Origin of the sequence: Bradyrhizobium sp. BTAi1, from assembly GCF_000015165.1 — a bacterium.
In the GTDB taxonomy this organism is placed as follows: domain Bacteria; phylum Pseudomonadota; class Alphaproteobacteria; order Rhizobiales; family Xanthobacteraceae; genus Bradyrhizobium; species Bradyrhizobium denitrificans.
This window is the reverse complement of sequence record NC_009485.1, coordinates 6,376,258-6,394,154: the sequence shown is the minus strand read 5'-3', so window position 1 is coordinate 6,394,154 and position 17,897 is coordinate 6,376,258. Positions and strand designations below refer to the sequence as shown.

The 17,897-nt window shown below is 65.2% G+C and carries 16 protein-coding genes; 8 read left to right on the top strand and 8 right to left on the bottom strand.

Annotation, left to right across the window (positions count from 1 at the left end):
- Nucleotides 1–74 precede the first annotated feature (74 nt).
- The gene (locus BBTA_RS28830) at nucleotides 75–1,352 is read right to left on the bottom strand and encodes a multidrug effflux MFS transporter (protein WP_041750953.1); all 1,278 of its coding nucleotides are present in this window, start codon (nucleotides 1,350–1,352) and stop codon (nucleotides 75–77) included.
- A gap of 214 nt (nucleotides 1,353–1,566) precedes the next feature.
- Nucleotides 1,567–3,390, bottom strand: coding sequence for an aminopeptidase P family protein (locus BBTA_RS28825; RefSeq protein ID WP_012046033.1), 1,824 nt, complete (start codon nucleotides 3,388–3,390; stop codon nucleotides 1,567–1,569).
- Nucleotides 3,391–3,837: 447 nt separating this feature from the next.
- On the opposite strand from BBTA_RS28825, the gene BBTA_RS41900 reads away from it, so the two are divergent.
- Nucleotides 3,838–4,026 (top strand): pentapeptide repeat-containing protein, encoded by a 189-nt coding sequence (locus BBTA_RS41900; protein WP_148221646.1) that lies wholly within the window; start codon nucleotides 3,838–3,840, stop codon nucleotides 4,024–4,026.
- On the opposite strand, the gene BBTA_RS28820 is transcribed toward BBTA_RS41900, so the two are convergent.
- Nucleotides 3,945–4,841 carry a 50S ribosomal protein L11 methyltransferase gene (locus BBTA_RS28820; protein WP_012046032.1) on the bottom strand — a complete coding sequence of 299 codons (897 nt, stop codon included), beginning with the start codon at nucleotides 4,839–4,841 and terminating at the stop codon, nucleotides 3,945–3,947. The two genes, BBTA_RS41900 and BBTA_RS28820, sit on opposite strands and share 82 nt — an antisense overlap.
- 264 nt (nucleotides 4,842–5,105) lie before the next feature.
- Here BBTA_RS28820 and BBTA_RS28815 point away from each other — a divergent pair, with 264 nt between their 5' ends.
- On the top strand, nucleotides 5,106–5,270 hold the full coding sequence (locus BBTA_RS28815; RefSeq protein ID WP_041750952.1) for a Flp family type IVb pilin: 165 nt from the start codon (nucleotides 5,106–5,108) through the stop codon (nucleotides 5,268–5,270).
- Here BBTA_RS28815 and BBTA_RS40935 read toward each other — a convergent pair.
- Nucleotides 5,251–5,424 (bottom strand): hypothetical protein, encoded by a 174-nt coding sequence (locus tag BBTA_RS40935; protein ID WP_168167924.1) that lies wholly within the window; start codon nucleotides 5,422–5,424, stop codon nucleotides 5,251–5,253. The two genes, BBTA_RS28815 and BBTA_RS40935, sit on opposite strands and share 20 nt — an antisense overlap.
- 56 nt (nucleotides 5,425–5,480) lie before the next feature.
- On the bottom strand, nucleotides 5,481–7,082 hold the full coding sequence (locus tag BBTA_RS28810) for an NAD(P)/FAD-dependent oxidoreductase (protein ID WP_012046031.1): 1,602 nt from the start codon (nucleotides 7,080–7,082) through the stop codon (nucleotides 5,481–5,483).
- Between the two features lie 205 nt (nucleotides 7,083–7,287).
- Between BBTA_RS28810 and BBTA_RS28805 the strand changes: the two genes are divergently transcribed.
- The 4 genes from BBTA_RS28805 (at nucleotide 7,288) to BBTA_RS28790 (ending at nucleotide 13,574) form a co-directional block, all read left to right on the top strand.
- Nucleotides 7,288–9,567 (top strand): spermidine synthase, encoded by a 2,280-nt coding sequence (locus BBTA_RS28805; protein WP_012046030.1) that lies wholly within the window; start codon nucleotides 7,288–7,290, stop codon nucleotides 9,565–9,567.
- 500 nt (nucleotides 9,568–10,067) lie between these two features.
- On the top strand, nucleotides 10,068–11,021 hold the full coding sequence (locus BBTA_RS28800; RefSeq protein ID WP_012046029.1) for a sugar-binding protein: 954 nt from the start codon (nucleotides 10,068–10,070) through the stop codon (nucleotides 11,019–11,021).
- Nucleotides 11,022–11,034: 13 nt separating this feature from the next.
- Nucleotides 11,035–12,537, top strand: coding sequence for a sugar ABC transporter ATP-binding protein (locus tag BBTA_RS28795; RefSeq protein WP_012046028.1), 1,503 nt, complete (start codon nucleotides 11,035–11,037; stop codon nucleotides 12,535–12,537).
- An 11-nt stretch (nucleotides 12,538–12,548) separates the two neighbouring features.
- Complete coding sequence (locus BBTA_RS28790) at nucleotides 12,549–13,574, top strand: ABC transporter permease (RefSeq protein WP_012046027.1); 1,026 nt, start codon at nucleotides 12,549–12,551, stop codon at nucleotides 13,572–13,574.
- Between the two features lie 62 nt (nucleotides 13,575–13,636).
- On the opposite strand, the gene BBTA_RS28785 is transcribed toward BBTA_RS28790, so the two are convergent.
- Complete coding sequence (locus BBTA_RS28785) at nucleotides 13,637–14,431, bottom strand: L,D-transpeptidase (RefSeq protein ID WP_012046026.1); 795 nt, start codon at nucleotides 14,429–14,431, stop codon at nucleotides 13,637–13,639.
- A gap of 309 nt (nucleotides 14,432–14,740) precedes the next feature.
- Here BBTA_RS28785 and BBTA_RS28780 point away from each other — a divergent pair, with 309 nt between their 5' ends.
- Nucleotides 14,741–15,091 carry a hypothetical protein gene (locus BBTA_RS28780; protein WP_012046025.1) on the top strand — a complete coding sequence of 117 codons (351 nt, stop codon included), beginning with the start codon at nucleotides 14,741–14,743 and terminating at the stop codon, nucleotides 15,089–15,091.
- A 42-nt stretch (nucleotides 15,092–15,133) separates the two neighbouring features.
- Here BBTA_RS28780 and BBTA_RS28775 read toward each other — a convergent pair whose 3' ends face one another.
- Together BBTA_RS28775 and BBTA_RS28770 are read right to left on the bottom strand one after the other, a co-directional pair.
- Nucleotides 15,134–15,895 (bottom strand): ABC transporter permease, encoded by a 762-nt coding sequence (locus tag BBTA_RS28775; RefSeq protein ID WP_012046024.1) that lies wholly within the window; start codon nucleotides 15,893–15,895, stop codon nucleotides 15,134–15,136.
- Entirely contained in the window at nucleotides 15,892–16,812 is a 921-nt protein-coding gene (locus tag BBTA_RS28770) for an ABC transporter ATP-binding protein (protein ID WP_012046023.1), read from the bottom strand. The genes BBTA_RS28775 and BBTA_RS28770 overlap by 4 nt, the downstream gene beginning before the upstream one ends.
- A 274-nt stretch (nucleotides 16,813–17,086) precedes the next feature.
- Between BBTA_RS28770 and BBTA_RS28765 the strand changes: the two genes are divergently transcribed.
- Entirely contained in the window at nucleotides 17,087–17,833 is a 747-nt protein-coding gene (locus tag BBTA_RS28765; protein ID WP_012046022.1) for a hypothetical protein, read from the top strand.
- Nucleotides 17,834–17,897 lie beyond the last annotated feature (64 nt).

Below are 17,897 nucleotides of genomic sequence, written 5' to 3'. Positions count from 1 at the left end.
GGCGTCCTGGATACCCGCCTTCGCGGGTATGACACCGAGCGTGACGCCCGGTTGTGCAGTCCCGCACATCGGGGTCACATCACCCCGGCTTCATCCTCCTCGGCTCGTTCGATCAGCTCCTTCGTCACCGTGACCGCCGTGCGCGGCACCAGGAAGATCATGCTGCAGGCGCAGGCCAGGGAGAGCGCCAGGATCGCCGATGTCAGCGGCAGCGTGGTGGCGTAATGACCGCCGAGATAGGCGCCGAGCTGCGACGTCAGCGCGCCCACGCCCATCTGCAGGAAGCCCATCGCGCCCGAGGCGGTGCCGGCGGCGCCAGGGCGCACGCTGATGGCGCCGGCGGCCGAGTTCGCCATGACCGCGGCATTGGCGAACATCAGCAGCATCTGCGTCCCGAACAGCACCGACGGCACCTGATTGAATCCGAACAGGCTCCACGTGAAGTTCAGCGCGGCGCCGGTGAGCTGCAGCCCCAGTCCGAACCAGATCAGCCGGTCGAGCGAATGGCGCGGCGCGTAGCGCACGCAGAACAGGTTGCCGACGAAATACGCAAAGCCCGTGGTCGCAAACCACGCGCCATATTCCGCCGAGGAGCGGCCCATCTGCACCTCGACGATATAGGGACCGCCGCCGGCGAAGGCGAAGATGATCTGCGACGCCAGCACCTGGCACAGCATGTAGCCGAGGAAGGCGCGGCTCTTGACGAGGGCCGTGACATCGCGCCGGAAGCTCGCCCCTTCGACGCGGGTCGGACGTGTTTCCGGCAGTGCCATCGTCACGGCGATGGCGACGGCAACCGAGACGGCGGCGACGACGTAGAAGATCGCATGCCAGCCGAACGCGATCTCGATCAGGCCGCCGGTGAGCGGCGATAGCATCTGCGCGATCATCATGACCGCAACGACGAGGCTGATCATCGCCCCGATCCGCTCACGCGGATAGAGATCGCGGATGATGGCGCGGCTGATCACCATGCCGCTGGCGCCGCCGAGCGCCTGGAAAAAGCGGGCCGCGATCAGTTGGGGCAGGGTGGCAGCGAAGATGCAGCCGAAGCTCGCAACGATCGACAATGCCAGCCCCGCCAGCATCACCGGCCGCCGGCCGAACCGGTCCGACAGCGGACCGAGCAGCAATTGCGAGATCGCGATGCCGATCATGTAGAACGACACCGTCATCTGGACCACGGAGGCATCGCGCCCGAACGTGGTGGCCAGCAGCGGCAGTGCCGGGACCAGCAGATAAAGCGAGATCGGCGCCAGCCCAGTCATCACGACCAGCAGGATCAGCACCGTGCGCGAGGGAGCCGCCTGGATGGTCGCGGTCCGGGGCGGTCTGCTGATCATTCCATGCATCGAACGCGTCGCTCAGGTCATGTCGAACGCGTCCGAATGTAGCGAGCTTCCGTGCCGCGGAAATGCCTGTTTCCGCATGCGGCCATGTCCGCAGCGGCGGCCGTTCCGCAGCGCCGCCGCCCGATGGGGCAGGCGCTGCCCCGGGCGACGGCACGCCGTCTGCCGGATGTGCAGCGTCCTGCTGCGCCGTCCTGGCATGATCCGTAAACGCCTCTTAGAGTGGGGCGGTCGCTTGATCGAGCCAGTGCTGGTCGGCTTCGTCGAGCGCCGGACGGACGGTCTCCCTGACCCTTGCATGATAGGCATCGAGCCATGCGCGCTCCTCGGCGCTCAGCATGGCCACGTCGATCAGGCGGCGGTCGATCGGCGCCAGCGTGAGCGCCTCGAAGCCGTTCATCGTCTTCTCGGCGCCTGCGATCTCCTTTTCCACCACGAGCTCGAGATTCTCGATGCGGATGCCGAACGCGTCGGTCTTGTAGTAGCCGGGTTCGTTCGACAGGATCATGCCACGCTTCAGCGGCGTGGTGCCGAGCTTGGAGATCCGCGCCGGCCCCTCATGCACCGAGAGATAGCTGCCGACGCCGTGGCCGGTGCCGTGCTCGAAATCGATGCCGGCCTGCCACAGGAACTGCCGCGCCAGCGTGTCGAGCTGGGCGCCTGTGGTGCCGTCGGGAAAGATCGCGCGCGCGATGGCGAGATGCCCGCGCAGCACGCGGGTGAAGCGGTCGCGCATCTCCCCGGTCGGCGTGCCCACGGCGATCGTCCGCGTGACATCGGTGGTGCCGTCTTGATATTGCGCGCCGGAATCGATCAGCAGCAGATCGCCCGGCACAATGCGCCGGTTGCTCTTCCGGGTCACACGGTAATGGACGATCGCACCATTGGGGCCGGTGCCCGAAATGGTCGGGAACGACACGTCCTTGAGCGCAGCGGTGTCGCGGCGGAAGCTCTCCAGGGCCTCCACCGCATCGATCTCGGTCAGCGTGCCCTTCGGGGCTTCGCGGTCGATGAAGGCGAGGAAGCGCGCCAGGGCGACCGCGTCGCGTCGATGGGCGCGGCGTGTGCCTTCGATCTCGACCTGGTTCTTGGCCGCCTTGAGCAGGCTGACGGGATCGGCGCCGCGCACCGGCTTGCCGCCGGCGTCCAGGATCAAGCGTGTCAGGGCGTCGGCCGCGGTGGCGCTATCGAGCGCGATGGCCGCGCCCGACTGGGCCAAGCGGCCCAGGCTGGCCGTCAGCGCATCCGGCTCGGCCACGTCGGCGTTCCGCTCGAGGTGATCGCGCGTGACATTCGAGAGCTTGCGGTGATCGATGAAGATGGTCGGCCGCCCGCTCTTCGGCACCACCGCATAGGACAGCGGCAATGGCGTGTGCGAGACGTCGCTGCCGCGAATGTTGAAGGTCCAGGCGACGTTGTGGGAGTCGGACAGCACCAGCGCCTCGACGCCGAGACGGCCGATCTCCTCGCGGATCCGACCAAGCTTGTCCGCCTCGCTTTCGCCCGCTAATTCCGTGACGTGGATGGACACGGGACCGAGCGGCGGCAGCGGGCGCTCGGTCCAGACGCTGTCGATCGGATTGCCTTCGACGGCGACCAGCTCGGCCCCGACCTTGGCGCAGGCCGCGGCGAAGCGCTCGGCCGCCGCGGTCGTATGCAGCCAGGGATCGAAGCCCACGCGGTCACCGCTCTGCAGATGACGGGTCAGCCAGCTCTCCGGCGGCGGCTCGATGAGTGATTCCACCGTCCAGGCCTTGCCGTCGACCTGCTTGCCGGCCTGCAGCGTGTAGCGGCCATCGACGAACAAGCCGGCCGCCTGCGGCAGCACGATTGCGAGGCCCGCCGAGCCGGTGAAGCCGGTGAGCCAAGCCAGCCGCTCCTCGGAGGGCGGCACATATTCGTTCTGCTGCTGGTCGGCGCGCGGCACGATGAAGCCGGTGAGCTTGCGCCGGGCAAGTTCCTCGCGCAGCGCCGCGAGGCGGGCCGTCAAGGCGACGCCGGCTTCGGGATCTTCGAATGTCTGGAAGTGAGCTTCGAACATCGTTCTCATACTTTAGGAGAGGGTCTTGTCAGCCGCAGACTATCCTCCGCGCAACAGTGCAGTGCACGAAGAATCTCCTTGCATTCGCCTGTGCAAAAAGATTTGCTGTCGCATGTCGGTCATCCGAAAGAGATGCGACGAGGAAACGTTTGGATGGCGGCCACGATCGTCAAGATCACCCACGGTCGCACAATCCGGGGAGTGCCTCAACTCAACGACGAGGGGACGCACAATGCCTGCATTTACCTTCGAAAAACTGTCAGCTCCGGCCTCGCATGGTCCGGCGCCTGCGGTCGCCGAGAAACCGCGCAGCAGACTTGCTGGCTTGGTCAATCGTCTTGTCGAACCCCGTATCCGCCGTCCATCGGGCGGCCAGCCCGAAGCCGGCGATTCACGCGCGAAGCCGCAGAAATGACGCCGGGGCTGATCCGTTGATGGACCTCACCGATCCCTCTAGGCATCGGTCAGTCTGGCCCGGTTCAGTCTGACTCCGTTCAATCTGAGTTCGTTCAGTCGGACTTCGCTCAGTCTGACCTAGATCAGTCCGACCTAGATCAGTCCGACTTGCGCAACAGCAGGCTGCTCCAGCCCTCGATGCGCAGATGCCGGACCGGAACCAAGCCGCGGGCGCGATAGGCTGCGATGACGCTGCGGGCCTGGGTGGTCAGCAATCCAGACAGAATCACATCGGCCGAACGCGCCAAATGGCGTTGCATCGGACTTGCCAGCTGCCGCAGCGGATTGGCCAGGATATTGGCCAGCACGAGGTCGAAGGGGCCGGCCTTGGCGAAGTCTTCCGCGGCAAAGCCGGTCGCCCTGATCACGCGAACCAGCGGCCCGACGCCGTTGAGCCAGGCATTCTCCCGCGCCACCGCCACCGAAGGCGGATCGATGTCGCTGGCGAGAACGGAGCGATGTTGCGCCTTGGCGGCGGCAATCGCCAGCACGCCGGTTCCCGTGCCCAGATCGAGCACCCGCCGCGGCACGCGGGATTTCAAGATATGGTCCAGCAGCAGCAGGCAGCCACGCGTGGTGCCGTGATGACCGGTGCCGAACGCGAGCGCCGCCTCGATCTCGATCCCCAATTTGTTGGCCGGGACGCGGCTCCGGTCGTGGCTGCCGTGGACCACGAAGCGTCCAGCGGGCACGGGCACGAGGTCGTCCAGGCTCGCTTTGACCCAGTCCTTGGCCTCGACGACAGCGAAATTGAGGGTCTGGACCACCTGGGGACCGGCGGCCCCGCCGATCAGCTCACGGATCAGATCCTGATCAGGCGGATCGGCAAAATGAACGGTCACATCCCACAGCAGGTCGGGCCGCTCGAAAGCAGCAACCGCCGCATCGCCCTCGAAGAACACTTCCGTCAGGACATCCACAGCCTGGCGGGCGGTGGCTTCGTCTGCAACGGTGAAACTGGCCTTATGGGTTGCCGGCGTGGCTGTCGAGGTCATCACGGATCCTGGGAACATTCGACGGCGTGGTTAAGCGATTTCCCTGTCAACGCAAGCGAGACGATCCAACGGAGGCCAAAAATCCTGCAACTGTCGATTGCGCGCGGGTGCTGAAGCGCTTCCCATAAAAGTCTCGCAGCAATTGCTTCAAAACCGCCCGGAACTTGAACCAGGCGTGTTAGACCAGCCTTAGCTTCTGCACCGTAATGTTCCCGTCATGGGAACCACGCGATCCTCGGTTCCCGGGCTGGAAACGAGGTACAGATGACAAATTTCCTTTTGAAGTTCCTGCGCGACGAATCCGGTGCCACGGCCATCGAGTATGGCTTGATTGCAGCCGGCATTTCCCTGGCGATCATTGCGGCCGTGAACGGCCTGGGCACGTCGCTGAGCAGCAAGTTCGAGTCGATCAACAGCTCTCTGAAGTGATCTGCTCTGCGGTGATCTGCTCCTTGACGGCGTTCTCGAGAACCGGGCCCTGGGCCCGGTTTTTCATTTGGTGGGAGCGATTTCCACCATTGATCCACGGGGTGTGGACCGGGTTGTTCACCGGCTTGCCCAGCGCTTGTGCCGGCACCGTCAACAGCTCGGTCCACCGTTGACCCACAGACCTTTCCACTCCTGTTCCACGACTTGTCCTCAGCCGAACAGCGCTCGATGGTCGGCCAGAATGGCCTGCGCCGCATTGCGGCCAGGGGCGCCGGTGACGCCGCCGCCAGGATGGCTGCCGGCCCCGCAATGATAGAGACCCTTGAGCGGTGAGCGGTAGTCGGCGTGACCCAGCATCGGCCGGGCCGAGAACAACTGGTTGAGGGTCAGCGCGCCATGGAAGATGTCGCCGCCCAGCAGCCCGAACTGTCGTTCGAGGTCGAGCGGGGACAGCACCTGGCGTCCGATCACACTGGCGGCGAAACCGGGGGCGTAGCGGTCGACGGTCGCGATCATGAGATCGGCCACCTCGTCGCGGTGGTCGTCCCAGGAGCGGCCATCCGGCAGTTCCGGCGCGACATGCTGGCAGAACAGGCTGGCGACGTGCTGACCGGGCGGGGCAAGCGTCGCATCGAGCGTCGACGGGATCAGCAACTCGACGACCGGATCGCGGCTCCAGCCGGCCATTTTCGCATCGAGATAGGCCTGCTCCATATAGCCCAGGCTCGGCGCCAGGATGATGCCGGCCGACAGATGGTCACCTTCGCCAGGCAGCGCGCTGAAAGAGGGCAGGCGGCTGAGCGCCACATTCATGCGGAACGTCCCGGAGCCGTTGCGCCAGTTCCGGATCCGGCCCAGGAACGGCTCAGGCAGGGCGTCCGCCGGGACCAGCCGGGTGTAGAGCAGCTTCGGATTGACGTTGGCGGCGACATAGCGGGCGCGGATCGTGCGGCCATCCTCCAGCGTGACGCCGCTGGCCCGGCCCCGCTCGACGATCACCTCGCGCACGGGCGCGTTGACCTCGATCAGCGTACCCAGCTCCTTCAGGGCACGGGACATGGCCTGCGTGATCGCGCCCATGCCGCCGATGGCGTGACCCCACACGCCCTTCTTGCCGTTCACCTCGCCGAACGCGTGATGCAGCATCACATAGGCTGAACCGGCCGCGTAGGGGCTGGCATAATTGCCAACGATGGCGTCGAAGCCGAACAAGGCCTTCACGAGATCTGTCTCGAAAATGTCGTCGAGCATCTCGCCGGCGGAGCGCGTGAACAGATCGAGCAGGTCGCGCTGCTGCTCGAGCGACAGCGCGCGCAACGTGTTGGCCGTGCCGAGGGCGTTGACGGCCTCGCGGATGGCGGCGAGCCCGAACTGCGGCACGAGATTCGGCGGCGCCCGCAGCACCAGGCTGCGCAGGACGTCGGCGATCGCTTCCAGCCGCGCCGAGAATGGACCGATCGCGTCGGCGTCGCGCCGGCTGAGCCGCGCGACGGACGCCTGGGTGCGGCCTTCTCCGGTCAGCAGGAAGCGTCCATCGGGCGCAGGCAGGAAGTTCTGCGCGCGACGCTCGACGATCTGCAACCCGTGCTCGTGCAGTCTGAGTTCGGAGATCACGCGCGGATTGAGCAGGCTCACGGTGTAGGAGGCGACGGAGTTGCGGAAGCCGGGATGAAACTCCTCCGTCACCGCCGCGCCGCCGACCACCTTGCGGCGTTCGACCACATGCACGCGCAAGCCCGCCATTGCGAGATAGGCGGCACAGGTCAGGCCATTATGGCCGGCGCCGATGATGATCACGTCGGTTTCGTTCATGTTCGCTTCAAAAAGCCCTGATTAATGACCAACACGGATCGGCTGCGGGGAACTCTTCCTCCGGATCGTGCTGTCGCCCCGGATCGGCGCGCCGTCAAGGGAAAGTGCCGCTCCTCGCCATACCGCCCTGCGATCCGCTATGTGTCGTCTGCACGTGGCGGTGCATCCCCCATCCAAGGCCGGCCGAGCCGCTGCTGGAGTTGCCATGACCTCAATCGCTTCGCCCGCCGTCGCCGAACCGTCTGCTGCGCGCAACCGGCTGGTTCTCGTCATCTATACCGCCGCGATCTTCGTCAGCGCGCTGCTGTTGTTCTCGGTGCAGCCGTTGTTCACCAAGATGGTGCTGCCGCGGCTCGGTGGCTCGCCGGCGGTGTGGTCGGTGGCGATGGTGTTCTTCCAGGCCCTGCTGTTGGCCGGCTACGCCTACGCGCATTTTCTCACGCAGCTGCGCAGCCGGGTGCTGCCGATCGCCCTTCATCTGCTGCTGCTCGGCTTTGCGCTGCTGACCCTGCCGCTGTCGATCTCCAGCCATTGGGGCGATCCGCCAACCTCCGGCTATGCGCTCTGGCTGCTCGGATTGTTCACGGTGTCGATCGGCCTGCCGTTCTTCGCGCTCGCCGCCAACAATCCCCTGCTGCAGGCCTGGTTCGTGCGGACCGGACACCCCGCGGGTCCCGATCCCTATTTTCTCTATGCGTCGTCGAATATCGGCAGCTTCCTGGCGTTATTGTCCTATCCGTTGCTGATCGAGCCGATCTTCAGCCTGCGCATGCAGAACATGATCTGGACCGGCGGCTATGCCGTGCTGATCGCGCTGATCGCCGGCTGCGGCGTGTTGCTGCTGCGCGCGCCGGTCGCGGTGATGGCCCTGCTGCCACGTGTGGACGGCGACGCGCCCGCGCCGAGCTGGCTGTTGCGCGCGCGCTGGATCTTCCTGGCCGCGGTGCCCTCGGGCCTGCTGATCGCGGTCACCGCGCATATCTCGACGGATGTGGCCGCCGCGCCATTGCTCTGGGTGCTGCCGCTCTCGCTCTATCTGCTCACCTGGGTGCTGGTGTTCCAATCGCGGCCGCTGTTGCCGCACAAATGGATGCTGGCGCTGCAGCCGCTCGCGATCGCCGGCGTCGTCATGCTGCTTGCCTTCGGCGGCGAGCAGAACCTGGCGCTCACGCTCGGTGGGCATCAGCTGTGCTTCTTCGTGATCGCGATGGCCTGCCATGGCGAACTGGCCCGCACGCGTCCGGCCGCGAAATACCTCACCGGCTTCTATGTCGCGCTGTCGTTCGGCGGCATGGTCGGCGGCCTTTTCGCCGGATTGATCGCGCCCTACAGTTTCTCCTGGGTCGCCGAATATCCGATCCTGTTGGCGCTCGCCGCGCTGTGCCGGCCCGGTGAGAAAGCCGAACGGCTGCCGCGGATCACGCGCTGGTACTGGATCGCGCTGGCGATCATCGCCGTCGCGCTGCTGATGCCGGCGGGGCTGACCGGCAAGGTCACGACCTATCTCGCAGATCACCGCGTCTATGTCGCGGGTGCGGTGGGGGCGCTCGCAGCGCTGATCGCGCTGCTGCTCGATGCCGGCCGCTGGAAGGTGTTCGCGACGGCTGCGCTCGCGCTGGTCCTGATCCGCGCCTATCCGGCCGATGACGGCCGCGTCGAAACCGTGCGCAGCTTCTTCGGCGTGCACAAGATCGTGGTGACCTCGGACGGGCATTATCACGTGCTGATGCACGGCACGACCATCCACGGCGCGCAGAAATATCTCAACGCCGACGGCTCCAAGGTGACCGGTCGCCCCGAGCCGATCACCTATTATCACAAGGATGGCGGCATCGGCCGCGCCATCACCGCGATCCGCGAGCGCAAGGGCGCGCCGCTCAAGGTGGCCGTGATCGGCGTCGGCAGCGGCACGCTGACCTGCGCCGCCGAGCCCGGCGAGAACTGGAAGTACTTCGAGATCGACCAGACCATGGTCGATACCGCCAGCGATCCGAAATATTTCAGCTACATCAAGAGCTGCGCGCCCGACTTCAAGCCCGTTATCGGCGATGCGAGGCTCACCTTCGCCAAGGAGCCGGATGGCGTCTACGACCTCATCATCGTCGATGCCTATTCGTCGGACGCGATCCCGATCCACCTTGCCACAGAAGAGGCGATGGCCATCTACAAGGCCAAGCTGGCGCCGCAGGGGGCCGTGGTGATGCACGTCTCCAACCGCCATCTGGAGCTCGAGAGTGTCGTGGTCGGCATCGCCGACGCCAACGACATGAAAAGCTGGGTCTACAACGAGGACTCCGGCCGCGACGACGAGTACATCTTCTCGACGGACGTCGTGGTCAGCGCGCGCGAGGAGGCCGATGTCGGCAAGCTCGCCTCATCTGACAAATGGACCGAAACCGAGCCGACCGATGGTGAGCGCGTCTGGACCGACGACTATTCGAACATTCTCGGCGCGGTGTATCGACGATTGCGCGACGGCGAATAGCGGCGCGAGGAATCCCGGTCGCTTCGCATGGGCCGGCGCCGCGGCGCATGCGCCTGAGTCCGGCCTTGCCGTAAAATCAGAGGTGCGTGCCTCGCCGTGACCGCCTGCTCGGTCTCAGCGCCGTGAGCGGCGGGTGCATGGCTGCGCCGGCTGAGGCGTGCCGCACCGCAAAATGCAGGTTAGATGTTTCGTCACGGCGATTAGTTGCGAGCCCGCGAAGACCATGCTACCTTGAGGTGCGTGCCTCAATCGGATCCCGTGTTTGAGGTCTTCTGTCGGGCGCCAGCGCGGCACGCGGGCATTGAAGCTCGGTTGATATCTCCATGACGACGGCCGGCCTGACGACGCTTTGCAGAGCGGACCGATGACGCCCCTTGTTCAGATCGGATCGACCGGGACGTGCCGTGAGTCCAGGCGGAGCCTCCGCCCGGACGGAGGACGTCGTGAGTGCAAAAATGCCGGCCGCATCAAGCAGGCCGGCTTCACATGGGAGGGGTTCGATGAAGCGTCTTTGGATGGCCGGCGCGTCTGCGGTGTTGGCGATGGTGCTCGGCGTGGGCTCGGCAGGAGCCGCCGACAAGAAGGTGCTGGCCTTCGTCGTCAACGGCGCGTCCGATTTCTGGAAGATTGCCGAGGCCGGCGTGAAGAAGGCGCAAGGCGAGCTGCCCGATTACAGCTTGCAGCTCAAATATCCGGAGCAGGCGGCCGCCGCCGTGCAACAGCGGATGCTGGATGACCTCGTCGCGGCCGGCGCGGCCGGCATCATGGTGAGCGCCGTCGATCCGAAGAACCAGACCGAGCATCTCAACAAGGTTGCCGCACAGACGGTGCTGTTCACCACCGACAGTGATGCTCCGCAATCGAAGCGCATCGCCTATATCGGCTCCTCCAACACCGAGCTCGGCAAGGATGCCGGCAAGCTGATGCTCAAGGCGCTGCCGAACGGCGGCAAATGCGTCGGCTTCGTCGGCCTGCTCGGCGCCGACAACGCCCGCGAGCGCATCGAGGGCGTCAAGGAGACCATCAAGGGCTCGAAGGTGGAGCTGGTCGACGTGCGTGGCGACGAGATCGATCAGACCCGCGCCAAGCGTAACGTCGAGGACATTCTCGCAGCCATGCCCGACGTCAGCTGCCTGGTCGGCTTCTATTCCTACAACACGCCGCGCATCTATGAGGTGCTGAAGGAGGCGGGCAAGCTCGGCAAGATCAAGATCATTGGCTTCGACGAGGATCCGATCACGCTCGGCGGCGTGAAGGACGGCGCGATCGAGGGCACGGTCGTGCAGCAGCCGTTCGAGTGGGGCTATCAGGGCATGAAGCTAATGGCGAAGGTCGTTCAAGGGGACAAATCAGGCGTTCCCGCCAACGGCATCATCATCGTTCCCGGCAAGGTCATCGAGAAGTCCAACGTCGACGACTTCATGGCGCAGATGAAGCAGATGTTGAAAAAGTAGTGCGACGGCCGGCGTGGGCGAGCCCTTCCTCGAGCTGATCGACATCGGCAAGACCTATCCTGGCGTGGTCGCGCTCGACCACGTCAGCCTGTCGGTCGCGCCCGGCGAGGTGGTCGCGCTGCTCGGCGAGAACGGCGCCGGCAAGTCGACGCTGATGCGTGTGCTCGGCGGTGTTGTCGCGCCGAGCAGTGGGACGATCCGGATCGATGGCGTCGCACGTACGAGCTACAGCGTGGCGGATGCGATCGCGGCCGGCATCGCGTTCGTTCATCAGGAGCTGAACCTGTTCGACAATCTCGACGTCGCCGGCAACGTCTTCATCGGTCGCGAACCGGTCCATGGCGGATTGCTGAAGCTGATCGATCGCAAGACCCTGCTTGCCAAAGTGCGTCCGCTGATCGATCGCCTCGGTGCGGATTTCGCGCCTGACACGCCGCTCGCCGAATTGTCTCTGGCGCAGCGCCAACTGGTGGAGATCATCAAGGCGCTGTCGCTCGACGCGCGCTGCGTCATCATGGACGAGCCGACCTCGAGCCTCACTCTGTCGGAGACGGAGCGGCTGATGCAGGTCATCGCCGGCCTGAAGGCCGACGGCGTCAGCGTCATCTTCATCACCCATCGTTTGAACGAGGTGATGCAATGTGCTGACCATGCGATCGTGCTGCGGGATGGCCGCATGGTCGGCGCGCTCACGCGTGAGGAGCTCAATCCAGCGGCCATGATCCGGTTGATGATCGGCCGGGACCTGAGATCTCTCTACGTGCCGCCGGCGGCGCCGCCGGGTGAGACCATCCTCGACGTTGCCGATGCCGTCACCTCGACCTATCCCCACCAGGCCGTCAGCCTGCAACTCCGCCGCGGCGAGATATTGGGGCTCGCCGGGCTCGTCGGCGCGGGACGCACCGAGCTTGCGCGCGCCATTTTCGGCGTCGATCCCTTGCTGGCGGGTGGTATCAGCGTCGACGGCGAGCCGATCCGCATCGCGTCGCCGCGCGAGGCGATCGATCGCGGTATCTACCTCATTCCAGAAGACCGCAAGGCTTGCGGCCTGCTGCTCGAATTGTCGATGGCGCAGAACGTCTCGCTGCCGGATCTCGCATCCTATTCGAGCTTCGGTCTGGTCGACACGGTTCGCGAGACCGCCAATGCCGACCATCAGCGCGAGCGCCTCAAGATCCGCGCGGCCGATGTCAAAGCGCCGGTTGGCACATTGTCCGGCGGCAACCAGCAGAAGGTCGTGCTCGCCAAATGGCTGTCGATGCGGCCGAAGGTCCTGATCTTCGACGAGCCGACGCGCGGCATCGACGTCGGCGCCAAGCAGGAGATCTACGACATGCTGCGGCGGCTCTCCGATGCGGGAGTGGCGATCCTGATGATTTCCAGCGACATGGAAGAGGTGATCGGGGTCAGCGACCGGATCGCCGTGATGCATGAAGGCCGCATCTCCGGCTTCCTGGCGCGCAGCGAGTTCAGCGAGCACAATGTGCTGCAGCTCGCCGTCGGCCATACCGTCTGAACGAGGCGCCCGTGCACAAGAAAGATCTCAGCCTGCTCATCCTGATCCTGGTGGTCGGCACGGTCGTGGCGGTCATCAATCCGCGCTTTCTCCTGGTCGGCAACCTTTCCAACACCGCCAACCAGGTCGGGATGTTCGGCATCTTCTCGATCGCGGAGGCTTTCGTGATCATCGTCGGCGGCATCGAGCTGGCCGTGGGGTCGGTGATCGCGCTGCTCGGCGTGCTGTTCATCGACCTGATCGTGAACCGCGATGTGAACTGGATGGTGGCCTTCGCCCTGATCATCGCGGGCGGCATCGCGATCGGGATCATGCACGGCACCCTCACCACCAAGATGCGCATTCAGCCCTTCGTGGTGACGCTGTGCGGGCTGCTGATCTATCGCGGCGCCGCGCGCTATTACACCGAGGATTCGACCGCCGGCTTCGGCTATGGTGCAAGCTTCCCGACATTGGAATGGCTCACCGCCGGACGGACCAATGTGCTCGGCTTTCCGTTGCCGCACAGCGTCGTCGCGCTGGCGATCGTGGCCGGCATCGCCTGGCTGGTGCTGCACCGCTCGGTCTATGGCCGCTATTTCTACGCGGTCGGCAAGAACGAGGAGGCCGCGCGCTATTCCGGCATCCGGTCCGACCGGGTCGTGATCTCGGCCTATGTGATCTGCGGCGGTCTGACCGCGCTGGCCGCCGTCCTGATCGCAATGTACACCCGCTCGATCTCGCCGGCCGTGCACGGCTCGTTCTACGAGCTCTACGCCATCGCGGCCGCCGTGCTCGGCGGCTGCTCGCTGCGCGGCGGCGAGGGCTCGATCATCGGCGTGGTGCTCGGGACGATCCTGCTGCAGGTGCTGCAGAACCTGGTCAACCTTCTGGGGATTCCGAGCTCGCTGAACTTCGCCGTGATGGGGACGGTGATCCTGATCGGCGTGCTGGCCGACCAGTATTTCGTTCAGCGCCGGCAACGCAGCGCGACGGCCCGGGGGCAGGTCGGCGCCAAGCGGAGCCCGGCGCCGCTGGAGCGCGTTGGCGCGGAATGAAGGACGGTCAATCGCATGTTCCGGCGAGCTCAGCTGCGCCGGACAACGCGGATCATCAGGCGTCAGTCCTGATAGGTGTAGTAGCTGCGCGGCTGATAATAGGATCGCGGCTGGTAATAGCGCGGCTGCGCGTAGCTCGGATTGCTGTTGTCGTAATAATACGACGGGTCCTGCTGCGACGGATAGGCCTGCGCGTCGTAGACGCGACGGCTGGTGCCGCGCGGGGCCGGATAGCGAACGCCATTGTCGCTGCCGTCGGCCGGATAGATGTAGCCGTCGTCCGGGCGCTGCTGTGGAGCGATCGGCCGTCCCGGCAGCAGTTGCGGCTGCGGCGTCAGCACCACGGGCTCGCCATTGTCGTCATATTGCTGCGGCGCCTCGCGGCGGGCCACGGCGGTGCCGCGACGCGGATTGCGCGCCAGCGCCACCTCGGCCGATCCGGTCAGTGTCACCGTGGTGTTGAGCACGCCGTCCTTCTGCACGAGATCATACAGCGTGGTGGCGTTCGCCTTGGACAGGCGCACACAACCATGGGACGCGGGCGTGCCGAGCCGGCCTTCGGAATCGGTGCCGTGAATGGCATGACCGACCTTCGTGAAGAAGATCGAATGCGGCATCGGCGCGTCGTCGAACTCCTTGGAAAAATGGTCCGCTTCCATGCGGAAGGCCCGGAATGTGCCGTTCGGCGTCTCACGCGAGGGAATGCCGGTCGAGACCGGCCAGCGATAGCGCTCCACGCCGTCAACCGCGACCGTCATGATCTGGTTGTTCTTGTCGACGGTAATATCGATCTTGGCCAGTGCCGGCGTGGCCGACAGAAAAGCGAAGCCGGCAATCGCAAAAAGAGTGGTACGCATCGAACCTCTGGCCTCCAGGCCGTAGACTGTCATTCGCGCCGCAGCTCCCCAGCCGGCAGCCTGCACTATGTCGCAAGACACGCATTTGTTCCAGCCGGTGCCCGGTTCAACCTTAATTGCGGAGGCCGCGCAGGCAAGTCGATCGGCCGGGCGCGATGGTGACAATTGCGCGATTGTCCGAGGGCCTTTTAGCCTGACGGCACGTCGTTGTTTAGGAAAGCTCTAAATCGGCCGAATTCGTGCGGGCGCCGCAACCTTTTGGCCGCATCTGCGTTCCAGATATCCCTGATGCAGATACCGGGACTGAAAATGCTCACGATGAAGGCCAGGACCGCGGTCCTCGACGACCGCGCGCCGCAGCGGCTGACTTATCTGCTGGCCGCGCTCGCCTTGATCGTGCTGGCGCTGGCCTGGTTCGCGCTGCCGCAATCTGCCCATGCTCAGGGCATCGTCCGCGGCGCCCGGGAGGGCGCCCATGAGGGCAATCGGATCGGCGGCCCGGTTGGCGGGGTCGTGGGCGGCGCAGTCGGCGCCGGTGTCGGCGGGGCGGTCGGCGCGGTCGAGGGCGCGCTGGGCATCCCGCATCGCTCCTATTACCACCGGCATTACCATTGCCGCGGCTATCGCGACGGCTACGGCCGCTTCCACTGCTATCGCTGACCTGATCTGCCGCTGAGCTGATCTGCCGAGAGCGGCTCCGGCTCAATGCTTGAGCCGGTAACCGGTCTTGAAGATCCACCAGATGATCGACATGCAGATCACGAGGAAGCCCAGCGTCATGGCGACGCTGATCTCCACCCTGACGTCGGCGATCTCGTAGAAGCTCCAGCGAAAACCGGAGATCAGGTAGACCACCGGATTGAGCAGCGCGATCGTGTGCCAGGTCGGCGGCAGCATGTTGACCGAATAGAAGCTGCCGCCCAGGAAGGTTAGCGGCGTCACCACCAGCATCGGGATCATCTGCAGCTTCTCGAAACCATCGGCCCAGATGCCGATGATGAAGCCGAACAGGCTGAAGGTGATGGCGGTCAGCACCAGGAAGGTCAGCATCCAGACCGGATGCTGGATGTGCAGCGGCACGAACAACCCGGCCGTGGCCAGGATGATCAGCCCGAGAACGATCGATTTGGTGGCGGCTGCGCCGACATAGCCGAGCACGATCTCGAAATGCGAGATCGGCGCCGACAGGATCTCGTAGATCGTGCCGATGAATTTCGGGAAGTAGATCCCGAACGAGGCGTTTGCGATGCTCTGGGTCAGCACCGACAGCATCACCAGGCCCGGAACGATGAAGGTGCCATAGCTGACGCCTTGGACCTCGCTGATCCGCGAGCCGATCGCGGCGCCGAACACCACGAAATACAGCGAGGTGGATACGACCGGCGACACGATGCTCTGCAGGATCGTGCGCCAGGTGCGCGCCATCTCGAATTTGTAGATTGCGCCGACTGCCCGCAGGTTCATTGCCGCACCAGGCTCACGAAGATGTCCTCCAGGGACGATTGCTTGGTTTCGAGGTCGACGAAGCGGATGCCGGCGGCCCTGAGATCGCCGAGCAGGCTGGTGATGCCGGTGCGGTCGCCCTTGGTGTCGTAGTCATAAGCGAGCCGCCAGCCGTCCTCCGACAGGGTCAGATGATAGGGTGCGAGCGCCTCCGGAATGGCATCGATGCGCTGCTGCAGATGCAGGCTCAGCCGCTTGCGGCCGAGCTTCTGCATCAGCTTGGCCTTGTCCTCGACCAGCACGATCTCGCCCTTGTTGATGACGCCGACCCGGTCGGCCATCTCCTCGGCTTCCTCGATGTAATGCGTGGTCAGGATGATCGTGACGCCGGCGGCCTTCAGCTCACGCACGACGTCCCACATGCCTTTGCGCAGCTCGACGTCGACGCCTGCGGTCGGCTCGTCCAGGAACAGCACCTGCGGCTCGTGCGACAGCGCCTTCGCGATCATCACGCGCCGCTTCATCCCGCCGGACAGCGTGATGATCTTGGCATCCTTCTTGTCCCACAGCGAAAGATCCTTGAGAATCTTCTCGATCAAGGCCGGGTTCTTCGGCTTGCCGAACAGGCCGCGGCTGAAGCTCACCGTCGCCCAGACGCTTTCGAACGAATCGGTGTGCAGCTCCTGCGGCACCAGCCCGATCAAGGCCCGCGCGGCGCGATAGTCGGCGTTGATGTCGTGACCGCCGACGGCGACCTGGCCGGACGACGCATTGACGATGCCGCAGATGATGCTGATCAGGGTGGTCTTGCCGGCGCCATTCGGGCCGAGCAGCGCGAAGATCTCGCCGCGCGCGATCTCAAGATGGATATTGTTCAGCGAGGTGAAGCCCGACGCATAGGTCTTCGACAGGCCGGAAACGGATATGACGGGAGCCATTCGACGGATTTCGATGTGATTCGGAAATTGCGCGGTCGGGTATCCGCGACGGCGGGCGAAGCGTTCAGATAGGAACGGCGACGTGGTCGCGCAATCGCGGCCGTCGTCGCGATCGTGTCGCTTGCGGGGCTTTTCTGTGACCGTGAAAGGCAAGTGTTGCCGTGCGGCCACGTCGGGGCGACGAACGCCGGCGGCGATGTGGGACGATGTTGCGTCTGCGAGCGTGTCGGGTACGGTCGCGCCGTCTCGATGTTTCCGCCTTGGAGAAGGACCGATGACGCCACGTTCCAGCACCATTCGATCGACCTCGCCGCGCAGCATCCCGTCGCGCAGCCTCCCAGGGCGCTGGTTCGGCATGGTCGCATTGGCGGTCGCGTTGGCGCTGCCGCTCGGCGCCGGTTCCGTGCATGCGGCCCCGAGCCCGGTCGCCGCGCCGGCCGCGAGCACGACGCATGTCTATCTGCTGCGCGGCGTGCTGAACATCTTCTCGCTCGGTCTCGACGATATCGCAGCCAAGCTTGACGCGCAGGGCATTCCGAACACGGTCGCCAATTTCGTGTCGTGGTCCTCGCTGGCCGATGAGGCGGCGGCGGCCTATCGGGCCGGCCGCATCAAGACCATCATCCTGGTCGGCCATTCCTCCGGCGCGACGGCGCTGCCGGACATGATCAACAAGCTCGGCCAGCTCGGCGTGCCTGTGAAGCTCGCGATCGGCCTGGACTCGGTGTTCAAGACCAAGCTCGTTGGCGGCAATGCCGAGCGCTACATCAATTTCTACATTGCGAGCGGTGCCGGCGAGCCGGTCCGCCGCGACGACGGTTTCCACGGCAAGCTCGAGAATGTGGACGTGCAGTCGGTTCCCGGCGTCGGTCACATCACGATCGAGAAGAACCGGATCATGCAGCAGAAGGTGCTGGGCGCGATCGATTCCGTGGTGTTCGGCGGCAAGGGCCGTCCGGCCCCGCCGCCGAATCGGATGGCTGGCCCGCAGCGCGCCGCCAGCGCCAACGGCTACCGTTGATCCTCGGCGGGGCGCCGTCATGCGCCCCAAAATGCTCCCATTCGGCGACGACAAGCGGTATGGC